General features: G+C 66.0%; 14 protein-coding genes and 2 pseudogenes. 6 read left to right on the forward strand and 10 right to left on the reverse strand.

All coding sequences use genetic code 11. The features are described from left to right. The first annotated feature begins 888 nt into the window (after window positions 1-888). Complete coding sequence (locus ACFOWZ_RS44625; RefSeq protein ID WP_382380247.1) at window positions 889-1,230, forward strand: hypothetical protein; 342 nt, start codon at window positions 889-891, stop codon at window positions 1,228-1,230. 316 nt (window positions 1,231-1,546) lie between these two features. Here the strand turns inward: ACFOWZ_RS44625 and ACFOWZ_RS44630 are convergent, their stop codons facing one another. The 6 genes and pseudogenes from ACFOWZ_RS44630 to ACFOWZ_RS44655 all read right to left on the reverse strand — a co-directional run bounded on the left by ACFOWZ_RS44630 (window position 1,547) and on the right by ACFOWZ_RS44655 (window position 6,928). After that, window positions 1,547-2,401, reverse strand: coding sequence for a hypothetical protein (locus tag ACFOWZ_RS44630; RefSeq protein ID WP_382380249.1), 855 nt, complete (start codon window positions 2,399-2,401; stop codon window positions 1,547-1,549). 340 nt (window positions 2,402-2,741) lie between these two features. Further along, on the reverse strand, window positions 2,742-3,968 hold the full coding sequence (locus tag ACFOWZ_RS44635) for a tyrosine-type recombinase/integrase (protein WP_382380251.1): 1,227 nt from the start codon (window positions 3,966-3,968) through the stop codon (window positions 2,742-2,744). Next, window positions 3,965-4,174 (reverse strand): helix-turn-helix transcriptional regulator, encoded by a 210-nt coding sequence (locus tag ACFOWZ_RS44640; RefSeq protein WP_382380253.1) that lies wholly within the window; start codon window positions 4,172-4,174, stop codon window positions 3,965-3,967. The genes ACFOWZ_RS44635 and ACFOWZ_RS44640 overlap by 4 nt, the downstream gene beginning before the upstream one ends. A gap of 11 nt (window positions 4,175-4,185) precedes the next feature. Then, window positions 4,186-5,370 (reverse strand): annotated as a pseudogene (locus tag ACFOWZ_RS44645) (replication initiator); the annotation flags it as partial. After that, window positions 5,348-5,659, reverse strand: a pseudogene (locus ACFOWZ_RS44650) (helix-turn-helix domain-containing protein); the annotation flags it as partial. The pseudogenes ACFOWZ_RS44650 and ACFOWZ_RS44645, both read right to left, overlap by 23 nt. 795 nt (window positions 5,660-6,454) lie before the next feature. Further along, window positions 6,455-6,928, reverse strand: a complete 474-nt coding sequence (locus ACFOWZ_RS44655; RefSeq protein ID WP_382380255.1) for a hypothetical protein — start codon at window positions 6,926-6,928, stop codon at window positions 6,455-6,457. A gap of 118 nt (window positions 6,929-7,046) precedes the next feature. Between ACFOWZ_RS44655 and ACFOWZ_RS44660 the strand changes: the two genes are divergently transcribed. Further along, a complete protein-coding gene (locus ACFOWZ_RS44660; protein ID WP_382380257.1) occupies window positions 7,047-8,621 on the forward strand; it encodes a purple acid phosphatase family protein in 1,575 nt (524 codons plus the stop codon). Window position 8,622: 1 nt separating this feature from the next. Beyond that, on the forward strand, window positions 8,623-10,119 hold the full coding sequence (locus ACFOWZ_RS44665; RefSeq protein WP_382380259.1) for a purple acid phosphatase family protein: 1,497 nt from the start codon (window positions 8,623-8,625) through the stop codon (window positions 10,117-10,119). Here the strand turns inward: ACFOWZ_RS44665 and ACFOWZ_RS44670 are convergent. After that, complete coding sequence (locus tag ACFOWZ_RS44670; protein ID WP_382380261.1) at window positions 10,100-10,585, reverse strand: GNAT family N-acetyltransferase; 486 nt, start codon at window positions 10,583-10,585, stop codon at window positions 10,100-10,102. The two genes, ACFOWZ_RS44665 and ACFOWZ_RS44670, sit on opposite strands and share 20 nt — an antisense overlap. A 142-nt stretch (window positions 10,586-10,727) precedes the next feature. On the opposite strand from ACFOWZ_RS44670, the gene ACFOWZ_RS44675 reads away from it, so the two are divergent. The 3 genes from ACFOWZ_RS44675 to ACFOWZ_RS44685 all read left to right on the forward strand — a co-directional run bounded on the left by ACFOWZ_RS44675 (window position 10,728) and on the right by ACFOWZ_RS44685 (window position 16,258). After that, the gene (locus ACFOWZ_RS44675) at window positions 10,728-11,627 is read left to right on the forward strand and encodes an LCP family protein (protein WP_382380263.1); all 900 of its coding nucleotides are present in this window, start codon (window positions 10,728-10,730) and stop codon (window positions 11,625-11,627) included. Window positions 11,628-11,879: 252 nt separating this feature from the next. Continuing rightward, a complete protein-coding gene (locus ACFOWZ_RS44680) occupies window positions 11,880-15,689 on the forward strand; it encodes an nSTAND1 domain-containing NTPase (RefSeq protein ID WP_382380265.1) in 3,810 nt (1,269 codons plus the stop codon). A gap of 71 nt (window positions 15,690-15,760) precedes the next feature. Continuing rightward, on the forward strand, window positions 15,761-16,258 hold the full coding sequence (locus ACFOWZ_RS44685) for a DUF2165 domain-containing protein (RefSeq protein WP_382380267.1): 498 nt from the start codon (window positions 15,761-15,763) through the stop codon (window positions 16,256-16,258). Here ACFOWZ_RS44685 and ACFOWZ_RS44690 read toward each other — a convergent pair. The 3 genes from ACFOWZ_RS44690 to ACFOWZ_RS44700 all read right to left on the reverse strand — a co-directional run bounded on the left by ACFOWZ_RS44690 (window position 16,233) and on the right by ACFOWZ_RS44700 (window position 22,076). Beyond that, entirely contained in the window at window positions 16,233-18,131 is a 1,899-nt protein-coding gene (locus ACFOWZ_RS44690; RefSeq protein ID WP_382380269.1) for a diguanylate cyclase domain-containing protein, read from the reverse strand. The genes ACFOWZ_RS44685 and ACFOWZ_RS44690 overlap by 26 nt on opposite strands. Before the next feature lie 406 nt (window positions 18,132-18,537). Further along, window positions 18,538-20,862 carry a helix-turn-helix transcriptional regulator gene (locus tag ACFOWZ_RS44695; protein WP_382381293.1) on the reverse strand — a complete coding sequence of 775 codons (2,325 nt, stop codon included), beginning with the start codon at window positions 20,860-20,862 and terminating at the stop codon, window positions 18,538-18,540. Between the two features lie 8 nt (window positions 20,863-20,870). Continuing rightward, a complete protein-coding gene (locus ACFOWZ_RS44700) occupies window positions 20,871-22,076 on the reverse strand; it encodes an Hsp70 family protein (RefSeq protein ID WP_382380271.1) in 1,206 nt (401 codons plus the stop codon). Window positions 22,077-22,229 lie beyond the last annotated feature (153 nt).

The following is a 22,229-nucleotide window of genomic DNA, read 5'->3' on the forward strand; positions in this document are numbered from 1 at the left end:
TGTTTGCCGCCATCTACGGACTCACCACGGACTGACCTGCAAGCCGTCGAAAATCACGTCGGAGCCCTGTCACGCGATCAGCACAGATGATCAACGAAGCTATCGCTCTGATCGTTGATCAGGTTGGAGCCGCGAGCTGCGAAGCTTCCATGATCAAGCTAAATCTGCCACCAACACAGGGTCCGCAATCACAGTGAGCGACAACTTGGGTTACGCGAAGAGTTCAAGAAGACCAACGTCACATATGCTCTGAACTGGCAAAATCGAGCTAGGCGTCCAGCGCAAGCCGAGCGCGCGAGGACACGAGGTCACACTCAGCAACAATAAAAGATGTCCAGGTAGGCGAACCCACCTGGACATCTTCGCTATATTACGAGCACTTATGTGGCAAGCCAGCGTGGACCTCAAGGGCGGCTACCCAAGGGTATGTGGCGGTGTCGTCGACGCTCAGCTGAAGCAACAGCTTCAGGGCTCGTCATCGCGCGTCGCCTAGTCGCCACGCACAGCGCTAGCAGCTTCGGGCAAGATTGGCCTGATCTTGCCGTCCTTCCGGTGAAGGCGAGCCTTCAGCGGATCGCCTGCCAGGCTACACGACAACCGTACCTACGTCACCAAGGAACCCCTTGAGGTCACCTAGACGAGTCAACGACGCTGCCGACGTCCACGTCGGCGGCCTTGTTCAGGCGCCCCGCTAGCTGCAACGCCGTCGTCAGGGTGCTGGTGCGGTCGCTGCGCTTGAAAGGTGCATCGGGCGCTATGCCCGCCTGGCCGCTGCCCCTGCCTCACAACTCCGTTTGGGTAGATGTTGCAGTAGGAGCCCCGTTTGAATTTCCATACCTCGGTAAGTGTGGCGAGCCTAGCCGCACTCGAAGGACTGCTCACATCCCAATGAAAACCTTGCCGAAGCTCAAACCCGGCAATCCTGCTTATCCCTTTACCGTGCAATGCTTTCGCAGGCTTCCAGATCCTCTCATTGCCGTCTTTCCTGGATCCAGGCGCGCCATGCATTGCTTCGAATTCCCGAACACCTTCATCCGTGTCGATCGAAATCCACTCTTTCTCTGGACTAAACACATGGAGCGGCAAACAACGCGCGTCACGCTCCCCTTCGCACTCACAAGAAGCTTGCCAATGATCGAATCCACCAAGCAGCACAGCTGGATCAAAGCTGTTATCAACTCGGCCAAACTGACCAAAAAAAGCTTTGTGATAGACAAAACGCTGAAGTGATATCGAGTTCCTGGTGCTTACCCGCGCCTCTGGGTCTAAAATAACCCGGGCGCTGCCCATTTGAAGCACTGCGACCGCGCGCTCGTGAGAGGCGTCATATATCTGCTGACTATCATGCGGTTCCAGCAGATTGAGCTTCCTCCCCGTCTCACCGCCTTCCTGGACCGTGAATTCTTTTGCGCGGCGAGTGAGGCACTTTAATCCCCTTCTCTCCACAGCGCGCTGCATGGACCTTCTGGCCGCATCTTTACTCTCATCCGTACGGCCAGGTACGACAATAAAAACCATAGGGATCTGGTCGCCAAATTTGCTCAACTCATCTCCCAAAGCGGCGGCTAGCTCTGAGGTAGATATCTGGACTAAACGTGAGCTGACTCAACTCCTGCTCAGTCATTACTTCGATGCACCGAAGTACCAGAGAACGAAGATCATCCGCGTCCCCGTCAGACCGATGAACCGGCCTCTGCAACCCTCTTACCTGCGAAGACTCCACCAGAAGGTTATCGGGAACTGCTTCACCGATTTGCCGGAAGAATTCCTTGACGCGATCGATTAGGTGGTCCTGCATATAACCGTTCCAGCGATACCGGAGATGTGAAGGAAGGAATGCATTACCATAGTGCTTGAGAATCCATTGCGTTACGCGCGTGCGCTCAGGATCGGAGAGTTCATCACTGATCAGACCGAGGAAGTCTTCGCGCCAGGAACGGATTTCTTCGTCAGACAAGGTTGGCAATGAAGGAGTACTGACGTCAGATTCACGCCAAGGCCGCGCAAGGTCATTCTCCGAGTCCCAGACATAGCGCACACCGCTGCGATAGTCGACAATGGCCTTCCAGAAATCCGGCCTAATCATCATCCGTTTCCCTGGTGGCGACTCCGGAGGCGTCTCAACGGAGTCGGGAAGCGATTTAGCCGACTTAAGCACCACTACCTTTTGCGGACTTGACTCGTCTAGATCCAAAAGATCCGGAAAGAGCCGCAAGAATTCTGGCAGGGTAGCTACACCGTAAGCAGATTCTTTAAATTCGCGCTGCGTAAGGTCGAGCAGACGATTTTTCAGTACCGCAGCATTCATCCTTTGCCAGGCGGCATTACCAGAAGCCTTTGCATCCTCAAAGGCCGCAAGGATAAGCTCTCTGCCTTGCGAAAGAACTTCGTCGTCACTCACTATGGGTCTCCCTAATGTCGCCGCGATATAGTAGACCGCGACCACAAGCGAATCAATCACCCAGATGCATGACCACTGAGGGTCGTCACATACCGACCAAGGCAGCAAAAACTAGCCCACCTACCGTCTCCCTGAGCGGTGTTCAAGAGGGACTCAAACTCGCGCCCTCAGGCAAGAGACTGTCGAGAAAAATCCTTCACCTGAGACTTAAAAGTCTTTCAATCTTACTGTTGACCAATTCGCGATGTCCATCAATACACTTCGCGTAGACCTTCAACAGGACGTCTACCGAGTGCCCTGCCCGCTCAGCAACCTCCGGAGCAGGCACACCGCCATTCAGCTAGAGAGAAACAGCCGCGTGCCTCAAGTCGTAGGGCCGGCCCGCCAACGGCGAGGTCACCTGTGCCGGGGTGAACGCGTACCTTCGTGCTTCCTCCCATACGCGGTAGTACGTCGAGTACGACACCACGCCACCGTTGGGTGACCGGAACAGCCGGCCGCCTCGCCCAACTCCAAACCGTTCGATGTGCTCGCGGAGGATCTGAACCAACACAGGCGGGATCGGCACCGGCCGCACTTCCTTGCGCCCACGGTGCTTCAGGCTTCGCTGGTCGTGAACCTCCCCCGAATCCGTCCGCCTCTTCCCCGCAGCTGGACGCGACTCACCGAGGACCAGCATGCCCCATCCATCCTCGGGGAGCGTGCAGTCGTCCTCCCGCAGCGCTAAGCCTTCAGCTGGCCGCGCCGCCGCGTAGTACCCGGTGGCGAAGAACGCCGCGAGGTGCGCACCTCGATCAGCGTTCCGACGGCCGACATAAGTCACGGCAGTAAGCAGTTGCTCGACCTGCCGAGGATTGGCAACTACACGAGGGTCAACCTGCTCAACAACCTTCGAGGCCTTGCGCTTGATCCGCGTCAACAGGTTATCCGGGATCAACTCCTTCTCAACCGCGTACGACAGCATGTTGAACAAGACCGCCCGTTTGCGCTGATATACAGAAGCAGCCGCGGACTTGCCGTCGAGCTTCGTAGCGAGGGCATCCAGCAGTCCACGGACCGCCGACGCATCCGTCACGTCGTAGAGCGGCCGCGAGTTCCGGACGAGCCACGCGACAACCTCCTTCTGCTCCTCATCCAGCTTGAGATCACGAGTAGTCGGCGGCAGCAGGTTCCGAATCAACACCCCGCGCAACTCGGTCACCTCCGGCCGCCCAGTCACGTCCTTTACGAACTCGGCCCCAGCCGTCGCCAGCGCCTCGACAGTGCTTGCACGAGTCTTGGCGGCTGCATCCGACCACTTCATATCCACATAGGACTGTGAGAACTGCAAGAAGGAGACGGAGTTCTTCCGACGAAGCTCCGACAGTGGAAGACCTGTGTCCACATCGAACGGCTCACCCGCCCGCGCAGCACCACTCAGTTCCGACAGACGACTCGCGGCCAGCGCCTTGGTCACGTACCACTCGGAGTGCTCCTTGGTCTCCGTTACCCACCGCACGCCGTACGGCCGCTTCCGGCCAGCCCTCTTCTTGATCTCCCAGAATCGGACCTTGAACGTGGTGCTCATGCGGCCCTCCCATAGAGGTCGTCCATCCAGTCCAGGAAGTCCGAACGCCTGCACCGCAGCTCCCCGTTCGGGAGCGGGAAGCAACGAGGTCCCTTCCCCGTCTGCCGCCACTTGTAGAACGTGTCCCTGGAGACGTCCCCGCCGAGCGCTTCCAGCATCTCCGGTACAGACATCAGTTCAGCGATCTCACGTGCCTTGCCGTTCATAGTTCCCCCGTTTACGCAGCTAGATCAGTTGCCGAACTTTCTGGCGGTCCGGCGGACGCGAGCAGCGCAGCCGTGTATTCGGCCTTCCACCTCCGCCGCTCAGCGACGGCACTCAGAAGCAGGTGCGCCCGTGGCGGCACGTTCGGATCACCGGGCTGGACGTTGTTCCAGACGACGCGCTGCGCCTGGTCCTCGGGCTTGATCCCGACGTCCGCGAGAAGTTGCCGAACGAATGCCTTCCGATCGTGCTTGTGGTCAGCGAGCGACTTCCCGGACCACTTGCGTGACACGAGGACCCGCCGACCGACAACGCCGAGCGTGGTTCGCTTGTGTGCCTTGCCCTTGCACTTCCCCGGCACCGTCGACATCCGCACCCCACGGGGCTGGACACCATAGAGCAGCCAGATCGGGCACTGCGGCGAGCAGGGCGTGACCGCGAGCTCAGCGCACAGCCGTTCGGCGTGGTCCTCCTGACGCGCCGTCTGCGCCTGGAAGCACTCGTCGATGCTCTTGGTGAGGTACTTCGTCAGGTAGCCGATGTGACGGCCGGCTTCCTCAGTGCCGCCGAGGATGCCCTTGGAGTGCACCTGCACCCCGAACCGCGCCACGTGCGCCGGACGCTCGACCTGGTTGAGCGCGTCTTCCCAGCTAGGCAAGGCTCTTCGCGTCTGTGGATCAACGAAGCCCTTGGCCCGAACATCCCAGACCGGCAGGTTGTCCCCGCTGTACTTGATCTCGTCGTGCGCGGGCCACCAGACCTGGTGATACGTGGCCTCAGCGACCGCCCGCAGCTCCGCCCGCGAGATCGACCCTCGAACCGCCGCGTGCCAATGCGGAGCCAACCGCCTCTGCGGCTCGACCGTCGAGAAGTACTGGACCTCCCAGCCGACACAGCGCCGGAGGTTCTGCACGAACCGATCGAGCAGCGCCGCGAAGTGCACCGCATCCCTTGCAGCGCGGCGGTAGTCGTACGTCGTCGGGTCAACCGGAGTGCCGTCGCTGAGAACCTTGCCGTAGGTGTCGAGCGTAAGCGTGAGGAACGTCGAGGGCTGGTACTTCCCTCCGAATACTTTGCCTACAGTGCGCTTGCTGACCGGCCGTCGAGGCAGGTTGGGTGCGTCCTGGCGCCGCCTTGTCGACCGCTTCCGAGCAGCCTTGAGCGGGATCTCCAGAGACGGGAGCGAACCGCGGACTCCCCGTCACACCCGCGCGGCCGAGCTCGTGCACCAGCCGCCGCGGCCCCCACCGCGGATGCAGCCGCCGCATCTCGCAGATCACCGCCTCCACCGCCGCGTCCAGCTGCCACGGATGGTGATGCGGACGATGGGAGCGATCCGCCAGCCCCGGCAGCCCGGCCTGCCGATACCGGCGCAGCCACGCGTGCACCGACTTCCGTGACACCCCATAGCGCTGGGCCACCTCCGTGACCGGGCTACCCGCCAGCACTTCCAGCACGGCGTGATACCGCTGCTCCATAACGCTCAGCTCCACGAGCAACAGCCCGACCCCTTCCACGCGGTGGACCACCACGAGAAAGGTCAGTCAGGACGGCCGTGTAACCCGTCATCTGAAGCCAGCGTGTCCAGTATCAAGCGAAGTCGGACAGACACGGACAGACGTGTGTTGCTGAATTCCGCTCTACAGGATCAAGGCCGCCGCTGGCGGCACGGCCCGTGCGTACGGCGAACACCTTCCATCCCGGCACTCCCGGCATCCGCTTCGCTGCGCCGGTCGGCCGGGCGGCGCTGCGCGCCGTCCTCGGCCTAACCACTACCGACGAGCGCTCCAGGAGAGCTATGCCGGCCAGCAGCTCCCTACGAGCGCCAGCATGGTCACCGCGGACTTGCCGGGCACGGCGCTCGACTGCCGCGACGGCTCCGCCGCCTTGCCACCGGATGACGAACGCCGACGACCGAGCAGCACGAGCACGCCGGCTGTAGGAGCTCCACCCCGTCCCGCGAGCATGACAACGGCCAGCAGTGCCGCGTCAAGGCTGGAACGAGTACCTTGACCCGACAGCACTGGCCGCGTGATCGGCTAAGGGTCGAGATGCAGCGGGAGAAGTGGCCGCGCACGAACCACGGACTCCTCACGGACTGGCTACGCCAAGCGCCCCAACGGATGCAGGCTAACCCACAGGTCAGCAGGCATGAGCAGCCGCGCAGCCCACTCGCCTTCCTAAACCGTGTGTCGCAGGTTCGAATCCTGCCTGGGGCACCACCTTTCGCCGGGTGAAATCAAGCTCTGACCAGCGGCAACGCGGTCGGAGCTTGATCTTTTTCAGCTCACCTGCGACCGCACCCAGCTGATGTGCGGTTCATACGCCGACAGATCACGCCCCGGCTCATACGTGCTCAAGTAGTAGTAATCCGCCACGATGTTCGCCTGCTGCTCAGAGTTGAAGTCGACGAACGCCTTCCCCCGCAGCCCCTCCACCCCGCCGTAGTCGTACAGCCCCTTCACGAAGAACCCGGCGATGGCGGTGGGCAGCAGGCTGAGCACGCTGCGCCCGTGCTGGTACTGGAACGCGTGGGTCAGCTCGTGCACCAGCCAGCGCTCGTAGCGGGCCTGGTTCTGCGGCGTGGTCAGGACGCCCTTGGGGAAGGTGACGAGGCGAGGCAGGGTGCGGGCCACGCCGAAGCTGCCCAGCAGGCCGCCTTCGCCGAGACGGAGGAAGCTGGTGTCCAGGGCGTTTCCGAACACCTGGCGGGCTATGTCGGCCTCGCGCGGCTCCATACTGCGGCGAAACACCACGGCTGCCTCCCCTGGTCCACCTACGAGAAGTGTCGCACCGGCAGAAGTACTGGCAGAAGCTGTCGTTGTGCCCTATCGATCATTGACCCGGTAAACAAGGTTTCCTAATTTCCGGAGCATGAGTCCGCGGCGCAGGTCACAGGAGAACGGTCCACGACTCCAGGAGCTCTACGAGGACGCTCGGCGCAGGTACTCCCGGCGCAGCCTCTTCAAGGCCGGGGCTGCTGGTGGTGCCGTGCTGGCCGCGGCGAACCTGGGGACCGCGCGAGCGAGCAACGTGCCGACGGTGTTGATCAGCCGACAAGGACCAGCCGGCAGCGCGTTGAGGCCCTTTGGGCGGCACCTCGCGTTCGGGCAGGATCCGGCGCAGCAGGTCGTGGTGTCGTGGCAGGTGCCTGCCAACGTGAAGGCGCCCTACCTGCGGGTTGGCACCAGGCCTGGTGAGTACGGGGAGGCGTTGCCGGCTGAGGTTCGCGCGCTGAGCAGTGACCTCGCTTGGCAGGAGCGGGAGCCGCTGTTCACCATCTCGCCGCACCTCGGGAAGGCCGTCACGCAGTACTACCTGCACGTGCGGCTCGACGATCTCCTGCCTGGCACCACGTACTACTACGTCGTCGGGCATCAGGGGTACGAGCCCACGGAGTTCGGCACGTTCAGCACGGCGCCGGCCGTCAACAAAGCGTTCTCGTTCACCGCGTTCGGGGATCAAGGGGTTGGGTACAACGCCTTGGCCACCAACGGTCTCATCGCTGATCTCGGGCCCCAGTTCCACCTCGCCATGGGCGACATGAGCTACGCCAACGACGGGGAGGGTGGGCGGCCCGCCACGGACAAGTACGACGCGCGGAAGTGGGACTCGTTCTTCGCGCAGAACGAGCTCGTGGCGGCGGAGATTCCGTGGATGGTGTCTCTGGGCAACCACGAGATGGAGAGCTGGTACGACAACCACGGTTATGGCGGCATGCGCGCGAGATTCACCATGCCGGACAACGCCTGGGACGGGTCCACCTGCATCTACTCCTGGCGGTACCTCAACGTCGGGATGATCAGCTTGGACGGCAACGACATCTGTTACAACAGCGACGCGAACCTCGACTACACCGAGGGCAAGCAGCAGGTGTGGCTCAAGGCCCAGCTCGAGAAGTTCCGGAAGGACCCTGCCATCGACTTCATCGTCGTCTACTGCCACCAGTGCACGTACTCGACGTCCGGCAACAACGGGGCCGAGGTCGGCGCACAGAAGCGGTGGGCGCCGTTGTTCGACCAGTACCAGGTGGACCTGGTTCTCAACGGGCACAACCACGTCTACGAGCGGACCGATCCGATCAAAGCCGGAAAAGCCACCAAGAAGGCCGACATCCGGAGCACCGTCAACCCCGTCAAGGACGGCACCACCTACATCACGGCGGGTGGTGGTGGGGAGAGCATCAACAGCTGGGCCGACTCGAAGATCGGCGACTCCTACTTCGGCAACGTCAAGGACGCCACGGCGACCATGCGGGTCGACCAGGAGGACGGCGAGGAGAAGCTCATCAAGGTGACCTGGTCGCGGGTGCGGTACCGCGGGTACGGGCTGGTGGTCGTCGACGTCACGCCCGGCGCCAAGAGCTCTCCTGCACAGATGAAGGTCCGCGCGCTCACCGAGACGGGCGCGCTGGTCGACGAGTTCACGATCCGGCGCGAGAGGGCCTGACATGACTGAAGAGCACTCGCGGCGATCGTTGTTCGCAACAGGTGGCGCACTCATCGCCGCTGCAGCAACGAAAACCGCCACGGCCGCGCCCGACGGACGGAAGGCCAGGCCGCTCGGACGGCACATCGCCTACGGGGCCGATCCGTCCAGGCAGGTCGTGATCTCCTGGCAGCAACTGGAAAAGGTCAACCGGCCGTATGTCAGGATCACCACCGCCGCGGGCGAGTTCGGGGCGCCGATCGCTGCCGAGTTGCGCACGCTGAAGAGCGAGATCAGCTGGCAGGAAGGCGATCACAGTTTCCCGCCGCACGGGCCGAGTCCCATGTACCAGTACTACCTGCACGTCAGGCTCAACGACCTCACGCCATCAACGACGTACTACTACGTTGTGGGACACGAGAACTACGACCCCGGCAAACGACGCGGTGACATCGCCACTTTCCGCACGGCACCACAGGCGAACAGCAGGGCGCCGTTCACGTTCACGGCGTTCGGCGACCAGGGCTACGGCTACAACGCACGCAAGCTCAACAGCCTTGCCGCGGACCAGAACCCGGCGTTCCACCTCGCCCTCGGCAACCTGAGCTACGCCATCCACAACGGCACGCCCAACGCCGAGGGCGGCCACACCGACACGGACAAGTACGACGCCGCACGGTGGAACTCGCTGTTCGTGCAGAACGAGTTCATCGCGAGCACCGTGCCGTGGATGATCACCCTCGGCAACCGCGAGATGGAGGAGTGGTACTCCCCCAACGGGTACGGCGGGATCAAGGCGCGCGTCACGATGCCGGACAACGCGTGGAGCGGGTCGACCGGCATCTACTCGTGGCGGTACCAGAACGTCGGGATGATCAGCCTGGACGGCAACGACATCTGCAACCGCAACACCGCGAACCTCGACTACACCAAGGGCAAGCAGCTCAGCTGGCTGGAGAACCAGCTCGCACGGTTCCGCGGTGACCCCACGATCGACTTCGTGGTCGTCTACCTGCATCACGCCACGTACTCGACGTCCGACGGCGGGGGCGCGGAGAGCGTCGCACAGCAGAAGTGGGCGCCCGTGTTCGACAAGTACAAGGTCGACCTGGTGCTCAACGCGCACAACCGCGTCTACGAGCGCACTGATCCCATCAAGGCTGGGAAGGCGACAAAGAAAGCCGCCAGCAGAACCACCATCACGCCGTTCAACGACGGCACCACGTACACCACGACGGGTGCCGGCGGCCAGGCTCTCGACAAGTTCTACAAGGACGCACCGGAGTCCTATCTCGACAACGAGAACACCAGCGGCACACCGACCATGAAGTGCTACAAGAAGAACAGCGCGACCTCCAACGACACGAAGGTCACGTGGTCACGCGTGCGCTACCGGGGCTACGGCATCACGGCCGTCGATGTCACGCCGAAGGCGAAAGACGCACCGGCCACGATGAGGATCCGCGCGCTCGACGAGGACGGGGTGCTGATCGACGAGATCACGCTGCAACGCCCCTAGTGCGGCGGTAGCGGAGTTCCTTCAACTCGACCGAACCCGCGGTCTCGGTCTTCGCGACGCCGTCCGCCCGGAACCCGATGCGCTCGTAGAAGGCACGGGCCCGCGTGTTCTCGTCCAGCACCCAGACGATCACGTCGGGCTCGTCGCCGAGCGCGGCCTCCGCCAGCTCGAAACCGAGGCCCGTGCCCCACGCGGAGGACAGCACGTAGATCGCGTAGAGCTCGAACGGCGCGTCGTCGTCGCGGGACGGGCCGGCCGAGGCGAAACCGACGATCTCGTCGTCGACCAGCGCCACCCACACGCCGCCGGACGGGATCGCGCCTTCCCACATCGACGTGCGCGCCTCGACGGAGAGGCCGTCGAGCACGGAGTCCGGGATCACGCCGCGGTAGGCGTCCTGCCAGGACCGCACGTGCACGGAGGCGACGGCAGGAGCATCGGAAACGACGGCGAGACGAACTGTCATGGCATCCCCCAACGGCATCGACGACGCCTTTGTACTACCTGCGCGCGCGACCCGACACCGAAATACCAGCTGAGGCGCGCTGTGACACAACCATGACGAACCACCGACGGGATCCGGACAAACAGCCGGGACCGTCGGAGGTGTGAACGTCCACCTCAAACGATGGCTCGCGGTCTCGGGGGCCGCCGTGGTCATCACGGCGGGCGTCGTGGTCGGGGGTTCCTACTGGCGGCTGGAGAGCAATCTCAAGACCGTCGATCTCGCGAAGGAGATCACTCACCCCAGGCCTCCGTCGACGCCTGGCAGGCCCCTCAACATCCTCCTGATCGGCAGGGACGACGGCCGGTCCGACACCGCCATGGTCGTCCAGCTCAACGCGCAGGGCGACCAGGCGCGCGTGGTCAGCATCCCGCGCGACACGATGGTGCCGCGCCCGAGGTGCGGCACGAACCCGCCCGCCGCCATCGCCATGTTCAACAGCGCCTTCTCCACGGGCGGCGCCGCGTGCACGGTGGCGACGGTCGAGCAGATGAGCGGCATCCGGGTCGACCACTTCGTGCAGATCGACTTCAACGGTTTCCGCGACGTCATCGACCGGCTCGGCGGCATCGACGTGACAATGCCCGAGCCGATCGACGACGAGAAGAGCGGGCTGCACGTGCCGGCCGGACCGGTGAAGCTCGACGGAACGCAGGCGCTCGCATTCGTCCGCACCCGTTACAGCATCGGCGACGGCAGCGACCTGAACCGCATCAAGAACCAACAGCTCTTCATGCGCGCATTGAGCGAGAAACTGTCGAACGAGAACTGGCTCGCCAGCCCGCAGAAAACACTCGAACTCGCGGACGTCCTGACGAAGTCGATCGTGACCGACACCGAGATCGGGTCGATTCCGAAATTGGCGGACCTCGCGGGAAAGCTCACCGCGTTGAAACCGGACAACATCACCTACGTGACGCTGCCGACGGAAACGTACCTGCCCGACCCGAACCGGGTTCAGCCGAAGCAACCGGAGGCGGACGAGCTCTGGAAAGCCGCCTGACCTAGCAGGCAGCACCCTGCCATTCGCTCGGGCGAGGCCACGGCTGAGGAGACCCCCAGCGCTCCTCAGCCGTGGAAGTTTTGCCCCAGTCAGCCACTACCACTGTGACGGTCTCCCGGTCTCGTGAAAGGACGTGGGGTCGAGGTTGTCAGACCACCTCGTTAGGGTGGGCTTCTGACGGCCTGTCCGGAGCTTGCGCTGCAGCTCAGACGGGCGGTCCACGTTTTCCGGTCCGGACGAGGTGGAGGCCGCTTGGGACCCCGTGGCGTCTTCGCGGAGCGCTTCGCGCTGCTCTACGCGGAGGCAGGCGACCCACCCCTGAAGCGGGTCACCGAGTCGGTCGCTCGTGCCCGCCGAACGGACGAGCAGGGCCGACCGGTTCGCGTGCCGGCCCAGCGCGTCAGCGACTGGCGGCGCGGCCGGAACGTGCCCGCGAAGTTCAGCGGGCTGAGCGCCGTCCTCGAGGTCCTCATCGGCGAGGCGCGCAAGCGCAAGCCGCAGCCCGCCGTCGACGGTCTGTACGACGCCGACGCGTGGCGCGCGCTCTGGGAGGAGGCGCTCGCCAGCCCGGTCGGTGAGGCGGACACACCCCCTCAGGACGGCACCGCCGTCTGCCCGTACATGGGTTTGAGCGCATTCGGCCCCGAGGACGCGAGTTGGTTCTTCGGCCGTGAACGTGCAACGAACGCATTGCTCGCGCGAATCAACGAAAACGGCATCACGATGCTCGTCGGCGCGTCCGGTGCCGGAAAGTCGAGCTTGATGAAAGCAGGCGTTCTTCCGCGCCTGAACAAAGACGCCATCATCATTTCTCCCGGCACCGACCCGCTGAAGGAGTTCGCGCTCCAGGTGCCGGAACTGATCGTCACGCTGGAATCGGCGGCAGGCTCGGAACTGCTGTCCGAGTTCGCACACGATGTGCAGCTCGCGGTCGGCGACCGGGTGGTGATCGTCGACCAGTTCGAGGAGGCGTTCACCCTCGGCGGCGACGAGGACCGGCTGCGGGTGTTCGTCCAGGCGCTGCACGCGGCGGCCGAGAAGACCGCGGTCGTGCTGGGCGTCCGGGCCGACTTCTACGCCCGCTGCCTGGACTTCCCCGAGCTCTCCGAGGCGCTGCAGAACCGGCAGATGGTGCTCGGCGCGATGTCCGCGGCCGAGGTGCGCGACGCCGTGACGAACCCGGCCAAGGCCGCGGGCCTGCAGCTGGAGGCCGGCCTGGTCGACCTGATGCTGCGTGATCTCGGCGCGCACAACCGCCGCGGCAAGGACGCCTACGACGCGGGCGCGCTCCCGCTGCTCAGCCACGCCCTGCTGGTCACCTGGCAACGGCGGCAGGCAGGCCGGCTCACCATCGCGGGCTACCGGGCGGCGGGCGGCATCCAGGGCGCCGTCGCCACCACGGCCGAACGCGCCTGGGCCGATCTCGACGAGCCCGGCAAGGCGGCGGGCAAGCAGCTGCTCCTGCGCCTCGTCCGGGTCGGCGACGACACCCAGGACACCCGCCGCAGGTCGAGCCGCCACGCCCTGCTCGAGGCCAGCACGAACCTCGCCGCCACCGAACGAGCGCTCGAAGTCCTCACCCGTGCCCGCCTGATCACCGTCGACTCCGGCAGCGTGGAGATCACGCACGAGGCGTTGCTGCACGCGTGGCCGCGGCTGCGCAGCTGGATCGACGAGGACCGCGCGGGCAACCTCGCCCGGCAGCGGCTGGAGGAGGACGCGGCGGTGTGGGCCACGAGCGAGCGCGACTCGTCGTTGCTCTACCGCGGCGCACGGCTGGAGGGCGCGCGGCAGCAGCAGGTCACCGCGCAGGCGAGAGAGTTCGTGCAGGCCTCGGAACGCCAGCACCGCAAGAGCGTGTGGCTGCGGCGCAGCGCCGTCTCCCTCGTGGTGGTGTTCGCGCTGATCGCGGCCGGTGCCGCGGTGATCGCCGTGCAGCAGCGCAACGACGCGGTGTTCCGCCAGGTCGTGGCCGAGGCCGACCGGCTCGCGGACACCGACCCGTCGCTGGCCGCCCAGATGCTGCTCGCCGCGCACCGGATGCGGCCGGACGACCAGAACGTGGCCTCCAAGCTGCTCGCGGACCAGCAGACACCGCTCGCCGTACCGCTGCCCGGCCACACCGGCGCGGTGTACCTGACGTCGTTCACCAGGGACGGCACGGTCCTCGCGACGGCGAGCTACGACCGCACCGCACGCCTGTGGGACGTGCGGGACAAGTCCAACCCGCAGCCGCTCGCGGTGATCACCGGTCACACCGACTGGCTCACGTCCGCGGTGTTCTCCCCCGACGACGAGGTGCTCGCCACCACCGGCAACGACAAGACGATCCGGTTGTGGGACATCACCGACCGGGCGCACCCGAAGCACCTCAAGACCATCGAGACCGGCAACGGCACGAGCTACCTGCTGGAGTTCAGCCCCGACGGCAAGACCCTCGCCGCCGCGAACGAGGACAAGACGGCGCGGCTGTGGAACGTGAGCGACCCGTCGAACCCGGCACCGCTCGGCGAACCGCTGCGTGGCGCCACCGCCGCGGTCAGGACGCTCGCCTTCAGCCCGGACGGCAGGACGCTCGCCACCTCCGGCGACGACAGGACTCTCCGGGTCTTCGACGTCGCCACCCAGACCATGATCGGAAAACCGATGACCGGGCACACCGACGGTGTGCACTCGGTCGCCTTCAGCCCGGACGGCAAGCTCCTCGCGTCCGGCAGCGACGACAGCACCGTGCGGCTGTGGGACCCCGCGAAGCAGGAGCCGATCGGAGACGCGCTGGTCGGCCACACCGCCGGCGTGTGGTCGGTGAAGTTCAGCCCTGACGGCCGCGTGCTCGCCTCGGGTGCGTCGGACGGCACCGCCCGGTTGTGGAACCTCAGCGATCCGGCGGCGGTGAGCCAGATCGGCAAACCCCTCGCGGCCCCCAGTGGTGGCGTGTTCGCGGTCGGCTGGAGCCCGGACGGCCGCACCCTCGCGACCGGCGCGGGGGAGAACTCCGTGCGGCTGTGGTCGTTGCCGCAGAACGTGGTGCTGCTCGGCCCTTCCGACGTGACGGGCCCGATCTTCAGCGGGGACGGCAGGCTGCTCGTGGCGGGCTCCGGCCCCAGGACCCTGCGCCTGTGGGACACCACGGATCCGGCCATGCCGAAGCCGGTCGGTTCGGCGCTGGTCGGCGAGGAACGCGGGCTCACCAAGCCGAAGCTCTCGCCGGACGGGAAGATCCTCGTCACCATCACGAACGCGAGGACGCTGCGCCTGTGGGACAGCAGCGACCCGGCGCACGTCGTGCCGCTCGGGCAGCCGATCCCGCTCGCCACCCGGTTCGCGTACCCGATCGGGTTCACGCCCGACGGCAAGACCCTGGTCACCGGCAACGACGACAAGTCGGCGCAGCTGTGGAACATCAGTGATCCCGCGAAGCCGGTCAAGCTGGGCGACCCGCTGACCGGGCACGACGGCTACGTCAACGACGTGGCGTTCAGCCCGGACGCCAGGACGCTGGTGACCGTCAGCAGCGACCGCACCTTCCGGCTGTGGGACGTGACCGACCTGGCGAAGCCGAGGCTGCTCGGCACTCCGGTGACGGACCACCAGGAACCGGTCCAGCGCGTCGTCTTCACCCCGGACGGACAGACCTTGGTCACGGGAGGCGTCGACAAGGCGGTCCGGCTCTTCGACGTGCGGAACCGGGAGAAGCCGGTCGCGATCGGCGTGCTCACCGGCCACACCCAGCAGATCAGCTCGCTGTCGGTGTCGGGGGACGGCAAGATCCTCGCGAGCGCCAGCTCGGACAAGACGTTCCGGTTGTGGGACATCAGCAATCCCAGCAAGGCGGTGCCGCTGGGCCAGCAGATGGCGCTCGCGTCGGGTGCGGAGATGACCGTCCACTTCAGACCGGGAAGCCGGGTGCTCCTGACCGGTTCCGGTGACGGCGTGATGCGGCTGTGGGACCTCGACGTCACACACGAGGCCGCCCGCATCTGCGCCTCGACGCGGGGTGCGCTCACCGAGCAGCTGTGGCAGGACCGTCTGCCGCAGGTGGAGTTCCAGGCCCCCTGCTGAGCCCGTCCGCCGGGTGGGAGACAGCACGAACCGGTCTCACCGACCGCGCTCCATCGGTTACTGTCCGCGCCATGCGTCTTCTTGCTCGGGTCGGCAGCTTGCGCGCGGTCGTCGCGGTGACCGTCGGGTTCATCGCGCTCAACATGCTTCTCGTGGTGCTCGGCAACGTCACGGACTACGGCACGAACGAAGCGTTCGTGAAGCACGTCCTCGCCATGGACACCACCTTCGGTCAGGGACTGAAGTGGCGGGCGATCACCAGCCCCGCGGTCGTCACGATCGTCTACCTCGCGATCATCCTGTGGGAGGCGATCTCGGCGGTCCTGCTGACCGCCGGCACCATCGCCTACATCCGCGACAAAGAGGACAGCGCGCGCAAGTTCGCGTCCGCCGGTCTGCTGATGATCGTGGCGTTGTTCCTCGGCGGGTTCATCACGATCGGCGGTGAGTGGTTCGCGATGTGGCAGTCGAAGGACTGGAACGGCATCACGGCCGCCCTGCGCATGGTGACCATCGCGGGCTTCGCGCTGATCCTCGTGCACCTCAGCCCGCGTCGGGCCACTCCGTAGTCGGTTCCACGCAGAACACCGGCCCGACCCCGGCGTCGGCGCCGAGCTCACCCCACCAGTCCCTCTGCTCAGCGTCCTCGATCGAGTCGATGACCACGAGACCACCGGCCTCGTGCACGAACCCGACGAGGTCGCTGAGCACGTGCGACACCAGCTCGTCGGGCTTCTGACCACGCCCCTTCACCCGCACGGCCTTCACGCCGAGCGAGCGCACGAGCTCGATCTCCGCGGTGGAGCCGGAGAAGTCGCGGGCCCCGATGTGCAGCCCCATGTCGGAGAGCAGGTCGAGGTTGTCGGCGGCCTCGCTGTCCTCGGACGCGAGCACGTGCACCGGGAACCCCAGCAACAACCGCCCGGCGTGCAACCCGGTGTCCGCGAGCACGCGCCGCACGTCCCGCACCAGGTCAGGGCTGTTGGCCATGCTCTCGGTGAGGCACACCGCGAGCATCTCGTCGTACCGGCACGCCGTCTCAGCGGCCCTGCGCAACATCCACTCGCCGAGCGGCAGCATCAACCCGGTGTGCTCGGCCATCGACACGCACTTCTCGTGCCCGATCAGCCCGACGTCCCGGTGCCGCCAGTTCAACTCGGCCTCGACGCACACCCGCCCGGTCCCGTCGAGCTTCATGACGGGGTTGAACACGACCTCGATCTCGCCGCTCTCCCACGCCCCCGGCATGACCGCGGCGAGCGCGAACTCCTCCTGCTCCCTCTTGTCCTGCGTGGCGTCGTGCAGCCCCCACTGCCGCCGCCCACTGCGCTTGGCCCGCCGCAACGTCATGTCCGACGCCCGCAACACCTCAGCAGGATGATCACCAGGATGCAGCCGCGGCAACACACCGATCGTCGCCGACACGGCCACCCCGTGATCCCCGAAGTAGACCGGCTCGGCCAGCTCGTGCTCGATCATCCGGATAGTCGTGTCGACGTCCGGCGTCTCCGGCCCGTTCTCCACGAGCACGGCGAACTCGTCCCCTTCGAGCCGAGCGACCATGGCCTTCTCACTGGCGAAAACGGCCGACAACCGCTCCGCCACGAGCTTGAGCACCTTGTCACCGATCTCGCGCCCGAGCCCGTCCGTGATGACGGCGAACGCGTCGAGATCGAGGTGGTACAACGTCACCCCGAACTCGATGTCGCTGTGCAACAACGACTCCAGCCGAGTGGTCAGGTACTGCCGGTTCGGCAACCCGGTCAACGCGTCGTGCAACGACTGGTACTGCAACCGCCCACCGAGCAACGTGAGCTGGCTGTCGTCGTCGATCATCAGAACGAAGTGCCGAAGATTGTCCTCAGCGTCCTTCTGCACAGTCGCCGCGAGCAACACCCGGAAGTGCTCCCCGTCGCGATCGATCAACCGAGGCCGTTCCTCGACCCGCCGCATCCGCCCGTACTTCAAACTGGCCAACGCGTCGTTGACCAACGGCAGATCAACCGGCGCGATCAAATCCGACAGCGTCATCCCCGCAACGTCCTCCCGCCGCAGGATGTTGCACAACGCCTCGTTGGCCCGCTCCAGCTCACCGTCCAGACTCACCATGGCAATGCCGGTGGACGAGTGGGCAAAAATGTCCTCGAACCGCTCTTCACTGGCCTGCAAGTCCAGCTGCACGGCCCGGTTCGCCCTCAACAACGCCTGGCTGATGCTCTCCTGCTGCTCAAGCACAAAGGCCTGAATGGCCCCGGTGTAAGCAGCAGCCACGGCCCCGACCACCAACGCGGCCCGACGCGGATCCGCCCCCTCAGCCACCACGAACTCGGCGAGCACCTCAACCGAAACCCGCAGGCTCTCGGCCCCAACGCAGTGGATCTCCACCAGACGAGTACCGACCGGCGAGGCAGCAGCGGGATCCCCAGCCAACGCCTCAGCCACGACGTTCAACAGTTCATGGAGCTCTTCGGTCAGCTTCGCGGCAGAAAAGGGAATGTAAGCGGTCCGACTGACCTTGATCGCCCAGTCGCGCGCCAGCGAGCCACGCCCCGTCGGGCGCGACGTTCTCGCGTCGTCCTGGCTCGGCAAATCGTCCACCTGACCTGCTCGGCGAGCAACCGGTGCAGAAGCCTACAACCAGCAAACCACAGGTCCCAGCGCCCCGGCCCGCATCGCCCCAACGGGCCACAGCGATCCAGCGAGCCAACAACCTTTACTACCTCGATCGGAGCAACTTTCCCACGAACAGGCGCAACCCAGGGACCCTCGTTCGGGCGACACGCGCCCACCGGCGCGTGGGCAGCGGTGAGTGGCACCTGAGCCAAGCCGATGCCGCAGGCGAGGCAGCCTACGCCCCCGGCACCCCAACAATGTGCCGCAACTGAGCCAACAAATCCGACCGAGAAGTAGACCCCAGCCTCTGCCTCATCCGAGCCATGTGATGCTCAACAGTCTTGGCAGAGATGAACAACCGATCCCCAACCTGCTTGTAAGTCATCCCCTCCAAAACCAACTGAGCCACCTCCCGCTCCCGATCACTCAGCTTCCCGGCATCCTCAGCCACAGCAGCAACATCAGAATCCGCACGACGAGCAGAAACCGGCCGCCCCTGCAACAACCGGGCACAGTCCAGCAACCGAACCATCGCCTGCCGATCCGAAGTCCGAATCGCCGCCTGCCCAGCCAACCGAGATGCGTCCCACCACAACCCGACCGCGTGCAGCGACCGAGCCGACAGCTCCACTCGATCCGGATCAACCTTCCCGGCCACCACGTCCAGCCAACACTCAGCCGCACCGGAAACCACCGAGCAGTACCGGTTCCGCTCCCGCTGCCCAGCCAACGCAGCAGCATGCTCCTCAGCAGCAGCGAGGTTCTCGTCGATGATCGCCGCGTGCAGCAAACTCCAGTGCAGCTGCGTAGCCCACAACGGCGGATTCCCCAACGACCTCAACAAGGCAGCAGCCTGCGCCAAGTGAGGCGCCAACCGCTCCTGATCCCGCAACCGTGCAGCAGCGGCAGCGAACTCTCCCAACGGCAACAAGCTGAAGAGGTCCACCGGGTGCCGAAGCACCGCCTCGCAGGCCTGCTCCCACGTCCGCCGCAACGTCGCCAGATCGCTGTTCCGCCGAGCCACCCCGACTTCCAGCGCCACAGCGAAGATCCAGTCACGCGGCTCGAACGCACCCCGCACCCCGCGCACGGACATCAACGTCTCGCGCGCCACGGCCAGGTTCCCGCGCAACATGTGCAGCCAGGCCTGCAGCAACCGGTGCCGAGCCGACATCAGCACCCCGCCGGTACCGGTCTCCACGGCCCGATCGAGCACCGACTCGGCCACGTTCGGCTCACCGCAGTGCACGGCAACGAGCGCAGCCAACGCAGCCGGGCTGTCCGGCAGCAACACGGCGCCACCAGCGGGTTCCAGCATCGACGACGCACGAACCAAAGTGGACAGAGCAGCGGTCTCCGCACCGGACACCGACTGCCGGACACCCTGCAGCATCAACGAAGCAGCACCACCGAGCATGGTCGGCGGCTGCGGTGGCATCTCCTCGAACAGGTGCCCGGTGCCGATCAACCCGATCCCGGCAAAGGCAGCCGCATAAGGAGTGGCCGCCCACCGGAACAGCTCGGTGCTCCGGGCCAGCTGACCGCGGTGCGCCAACGCCACGGCCGCGACCTCGGCGGCCGTTCGGCGGTGCGGCGTCTCCGGAGCGCTGATCACCTTGTCGGCGAGTCGCAGGGCGCCGTCCAGGTCGCCGGCCATCGCCGCGGCCGTCGCCCACGAGGCCGCGGTCTCGGCGGAAGGCGCGCCGCCACCGGTGGAAGCCTTGAACAACCGGGCGGCGAGAGCGGGGTCGGACGGCAGGGCCTCGCGGGCGGCCGCGGCGAACACCGGTCCGCCGATGCCCGTGTCCAGCAAAGGCCGCACCAGGTCCAGGACCGGGCCACCGCGGTCGAGCTGGAGCTGGGCGAGCTTCTGGCGGACCGCGATCCGGCGCTCGGCGCGGGTCAGCGCACCGACGGCGCGGTGGGCGAGCGGCAGCAACGTGCCGTCCTCGGCCAGCAGGCCGGTGGCGCGGGCGGCCTCGATGATGTCGCTGACCTCGTCGAAGTCCTTGTCCAGCAACGCCGACAGCAGGTCGAGCCGCTGGGCCGCACCGGCCTCGGCGGCCAGCAGGAACTTCTGCAGGTCGGGGTCGAGCCAGTCCAGCTCGGCACGGAAAGCGCTCAAGGCGTCAGCGGAGACCTCGGAGACGGCACCGAGCCGCTCGACCAGCCCCGGCACGCCGCCGGTCTGCGCGAAGACGAAGTCCACCACGGGCTTGGGCGCGTGCAGAAACTCGCGAACCTGCTCACGGGTGAACGGCGCCAACGGCACGACCACGGCACCGCGGGTCAGCTCGGCCAGCACCGCACGGCGCGGCCACGGCCGGTAAGCCACGACCACCAGCGGCTCGGCGGCCAGCTCGCGCAGCGACGCGTCGTCCAGCAGGTGCGCGTCGTCCACCACGCGCACCGCGGAGTTGGTGATCTCCGAAAGCAGCGCTGTCTTGCCGTAACCACCAGGCGCCGCAACGACAACGCGCAGGCGTGTGCCTTCGGCGGCGTCGTTGATCCGGTCGAGGACACCTCGCACGGAGGAGTCCAGCACCAACCTGACTCGCATGGTCACGCTCAACGGCCGTCCTCATCATCTCGGGAGCGGGAGCTGGACCGGCGTCCAACGGGTTTCAGCGCGCTGGCCACGCGCTTCACCCGGCGCGGCGGCAGGTCCAGGGGGGACACGTCCACCGGCGGGCGGGGCGGTGGCGCGGTGAACTCTTCGTCGTCAGGGCTTGCGATCTCGCCGACGGGGAACCGCAGCGACGCCTCGCGGGTGTGCACGAGGACCGAGGTCTCGAGCGGCTCCGGCTCGGCCTCCGGTCCCACCACGACCAGCCGGGCGGCGACCGCCAGGCCCTTGGCGACCGAGTGTTCGGGGGCGACCTCGGCCAGCACCCGGCAGTCGACGGCGGCCGAGAGCGCGTCGCCGATCGCCGGCATGCGGCAGCCACCGCCGACGAGCAGCACCGCGTCGGGCTGCACGGTCCCCAACGCGCGCACGAACGTGCTGACCAGGTGGTCGATCGACGGACGGATCTCCTCGACGAACTCGTCTCGGCTGATCTCGACCCCGCTGATCACCACCGACGGACCGAACGCCCGCTTCGCCGCCTCGCACTCGGCGACCGACACGAACCCGTCGCTGCCGAGCCGGCCGCGCACGAGCGCCGCCAGCAGGTCGTCGAAGTCGGCGCCGGTGTGGTGGTCGACGCCCTCGACGTGGTTGACCAGCTCGAACGTCCGCTGCTGCGACCGCTTCACAACCGATGCGGAGAACGCGTGGCTGCCCAGCGAGAACACCGCCAACGACGAGTCCGGCACCACACGGGAGCGCACGGCGTGGTTCTCGGCGGCCGCCATCGGCTCTGGAACGAGCGTCACGTCGTGCACGCCGACGGCCCGCAACGCCGCGTAGAGCTGCCCCCGGCGATAGGGGCCCCACCCGGCTGGGTGACTCACGGCCACGTGACGAGGCTGTTCACCCTCACGGGCGACGACCTCGCCGATGATCCACATGATGAGCAACGCGGTGAGCTCCTCGGCCGGGCACGCCTCGGGGCCCAGCGAGAACGGCACCGCGTCGCCCACGCGTCTGGCGAAGCCGGTGGCCGTCCAGCCGACCGCGCCGAACTCACCGACCGAGAACGTCCCGGCGTCCGTGAGCTGCAAGGACGACGGCACGACCAGTGCGATCTCGGCATCCCGGGCGCCGTCGAGGCGGCACACGGCAGCAGTCGTGCGGGTGGTCCCGACATCGACTCCGAGTACGTACGGCAAGTCTCTCCCTCACCTGTTCGCAGCAGCGACCAGTACCTACACGGGTGAACGAGAGGCGCTCAAGCGGTGCCCCTAATCCCCTAGGGGGTCAACGAGCGTCACCCCATCGGGGAACGGGGATTCACTGGGAGTGATCCCCGATGTTGGGGGCGG

Source organism: Lentzea rhizosphaerae, assembly GCF_042649515.1.
Classification (GTDB): Bacteria; Actinomycetota; Actinomycetes; order Mycobacteriales; family Pseudonocardiaceae; genus Lentzea; species Lentzea aerocolonigenes.

What these genes read in the sequence shown, in the direction of transcription:
- ACFOWZ_RS44695 (WP_382381293.1), bottom strand. Translation starts at nt 20,862, where the DNA reads ATGCGAGTCAGGTTGGTGCTGGACTCCTCCGTGCGAGGTGTCCTCGAC.
- ACFOWZ_RS44635 (WP_382380251.1), bottom strand. Translation starts at nt 3,968, where the DNA reads ATGAGCACCACGTTCAAGGTCCGATTCTGGGAGATCAAGAAGAGGGCT.
- ACFOWZ_RS44625 (WP_382380247.1), top strand. Translation starts at nt 889, where the DNA reads ATGAAAACCTTGCCGAAGCTCAAACCCGGCAATCCTGCTTATCCCTTT.
- ACFOWZ_RS44670 (WP_382380261.1), bottom strand. Translation starts at nt 10,585, where the DNA reads ATGACAGTTCGTCTCGCCGTCGTTTCCGATGCTCCTGCCGTCGCCTCC.
- ACFOWZ_RS44660 (WP_382380257.1), top strand. Translation starts at nt 7,047, where the DNA reads ATGAGTCCGCGGCGCAGGTCACAGGAGAACGGTCCACGACTCCAGGAG.
- ACFOWZ_RS44665 (WP_382380259.1), top strand. Translation starts at nt 8,623, where the DNA reads ATGACTGAAGAGCACTCGCGGCGATCGTTGTTCGCAACAGGTGGCGCA.
- ACFOWZ_RS44640 (WP_382380253.1), bottom strand. Translation starts at nt 4,174, where the DNA reads ATGAACGGCAAGGCACGTGAGATCGCTGAACTGATGTCTGTACCGGAG.
- ACFOWZ_RS44685 (WP_382380267.1), top strand. Translation starts at nt 15,761, where the DNA reads ATGCGTCTTCTTGCTCGGGTCGGCAGCTTGCGCGCGGTCGTCGCGGTG.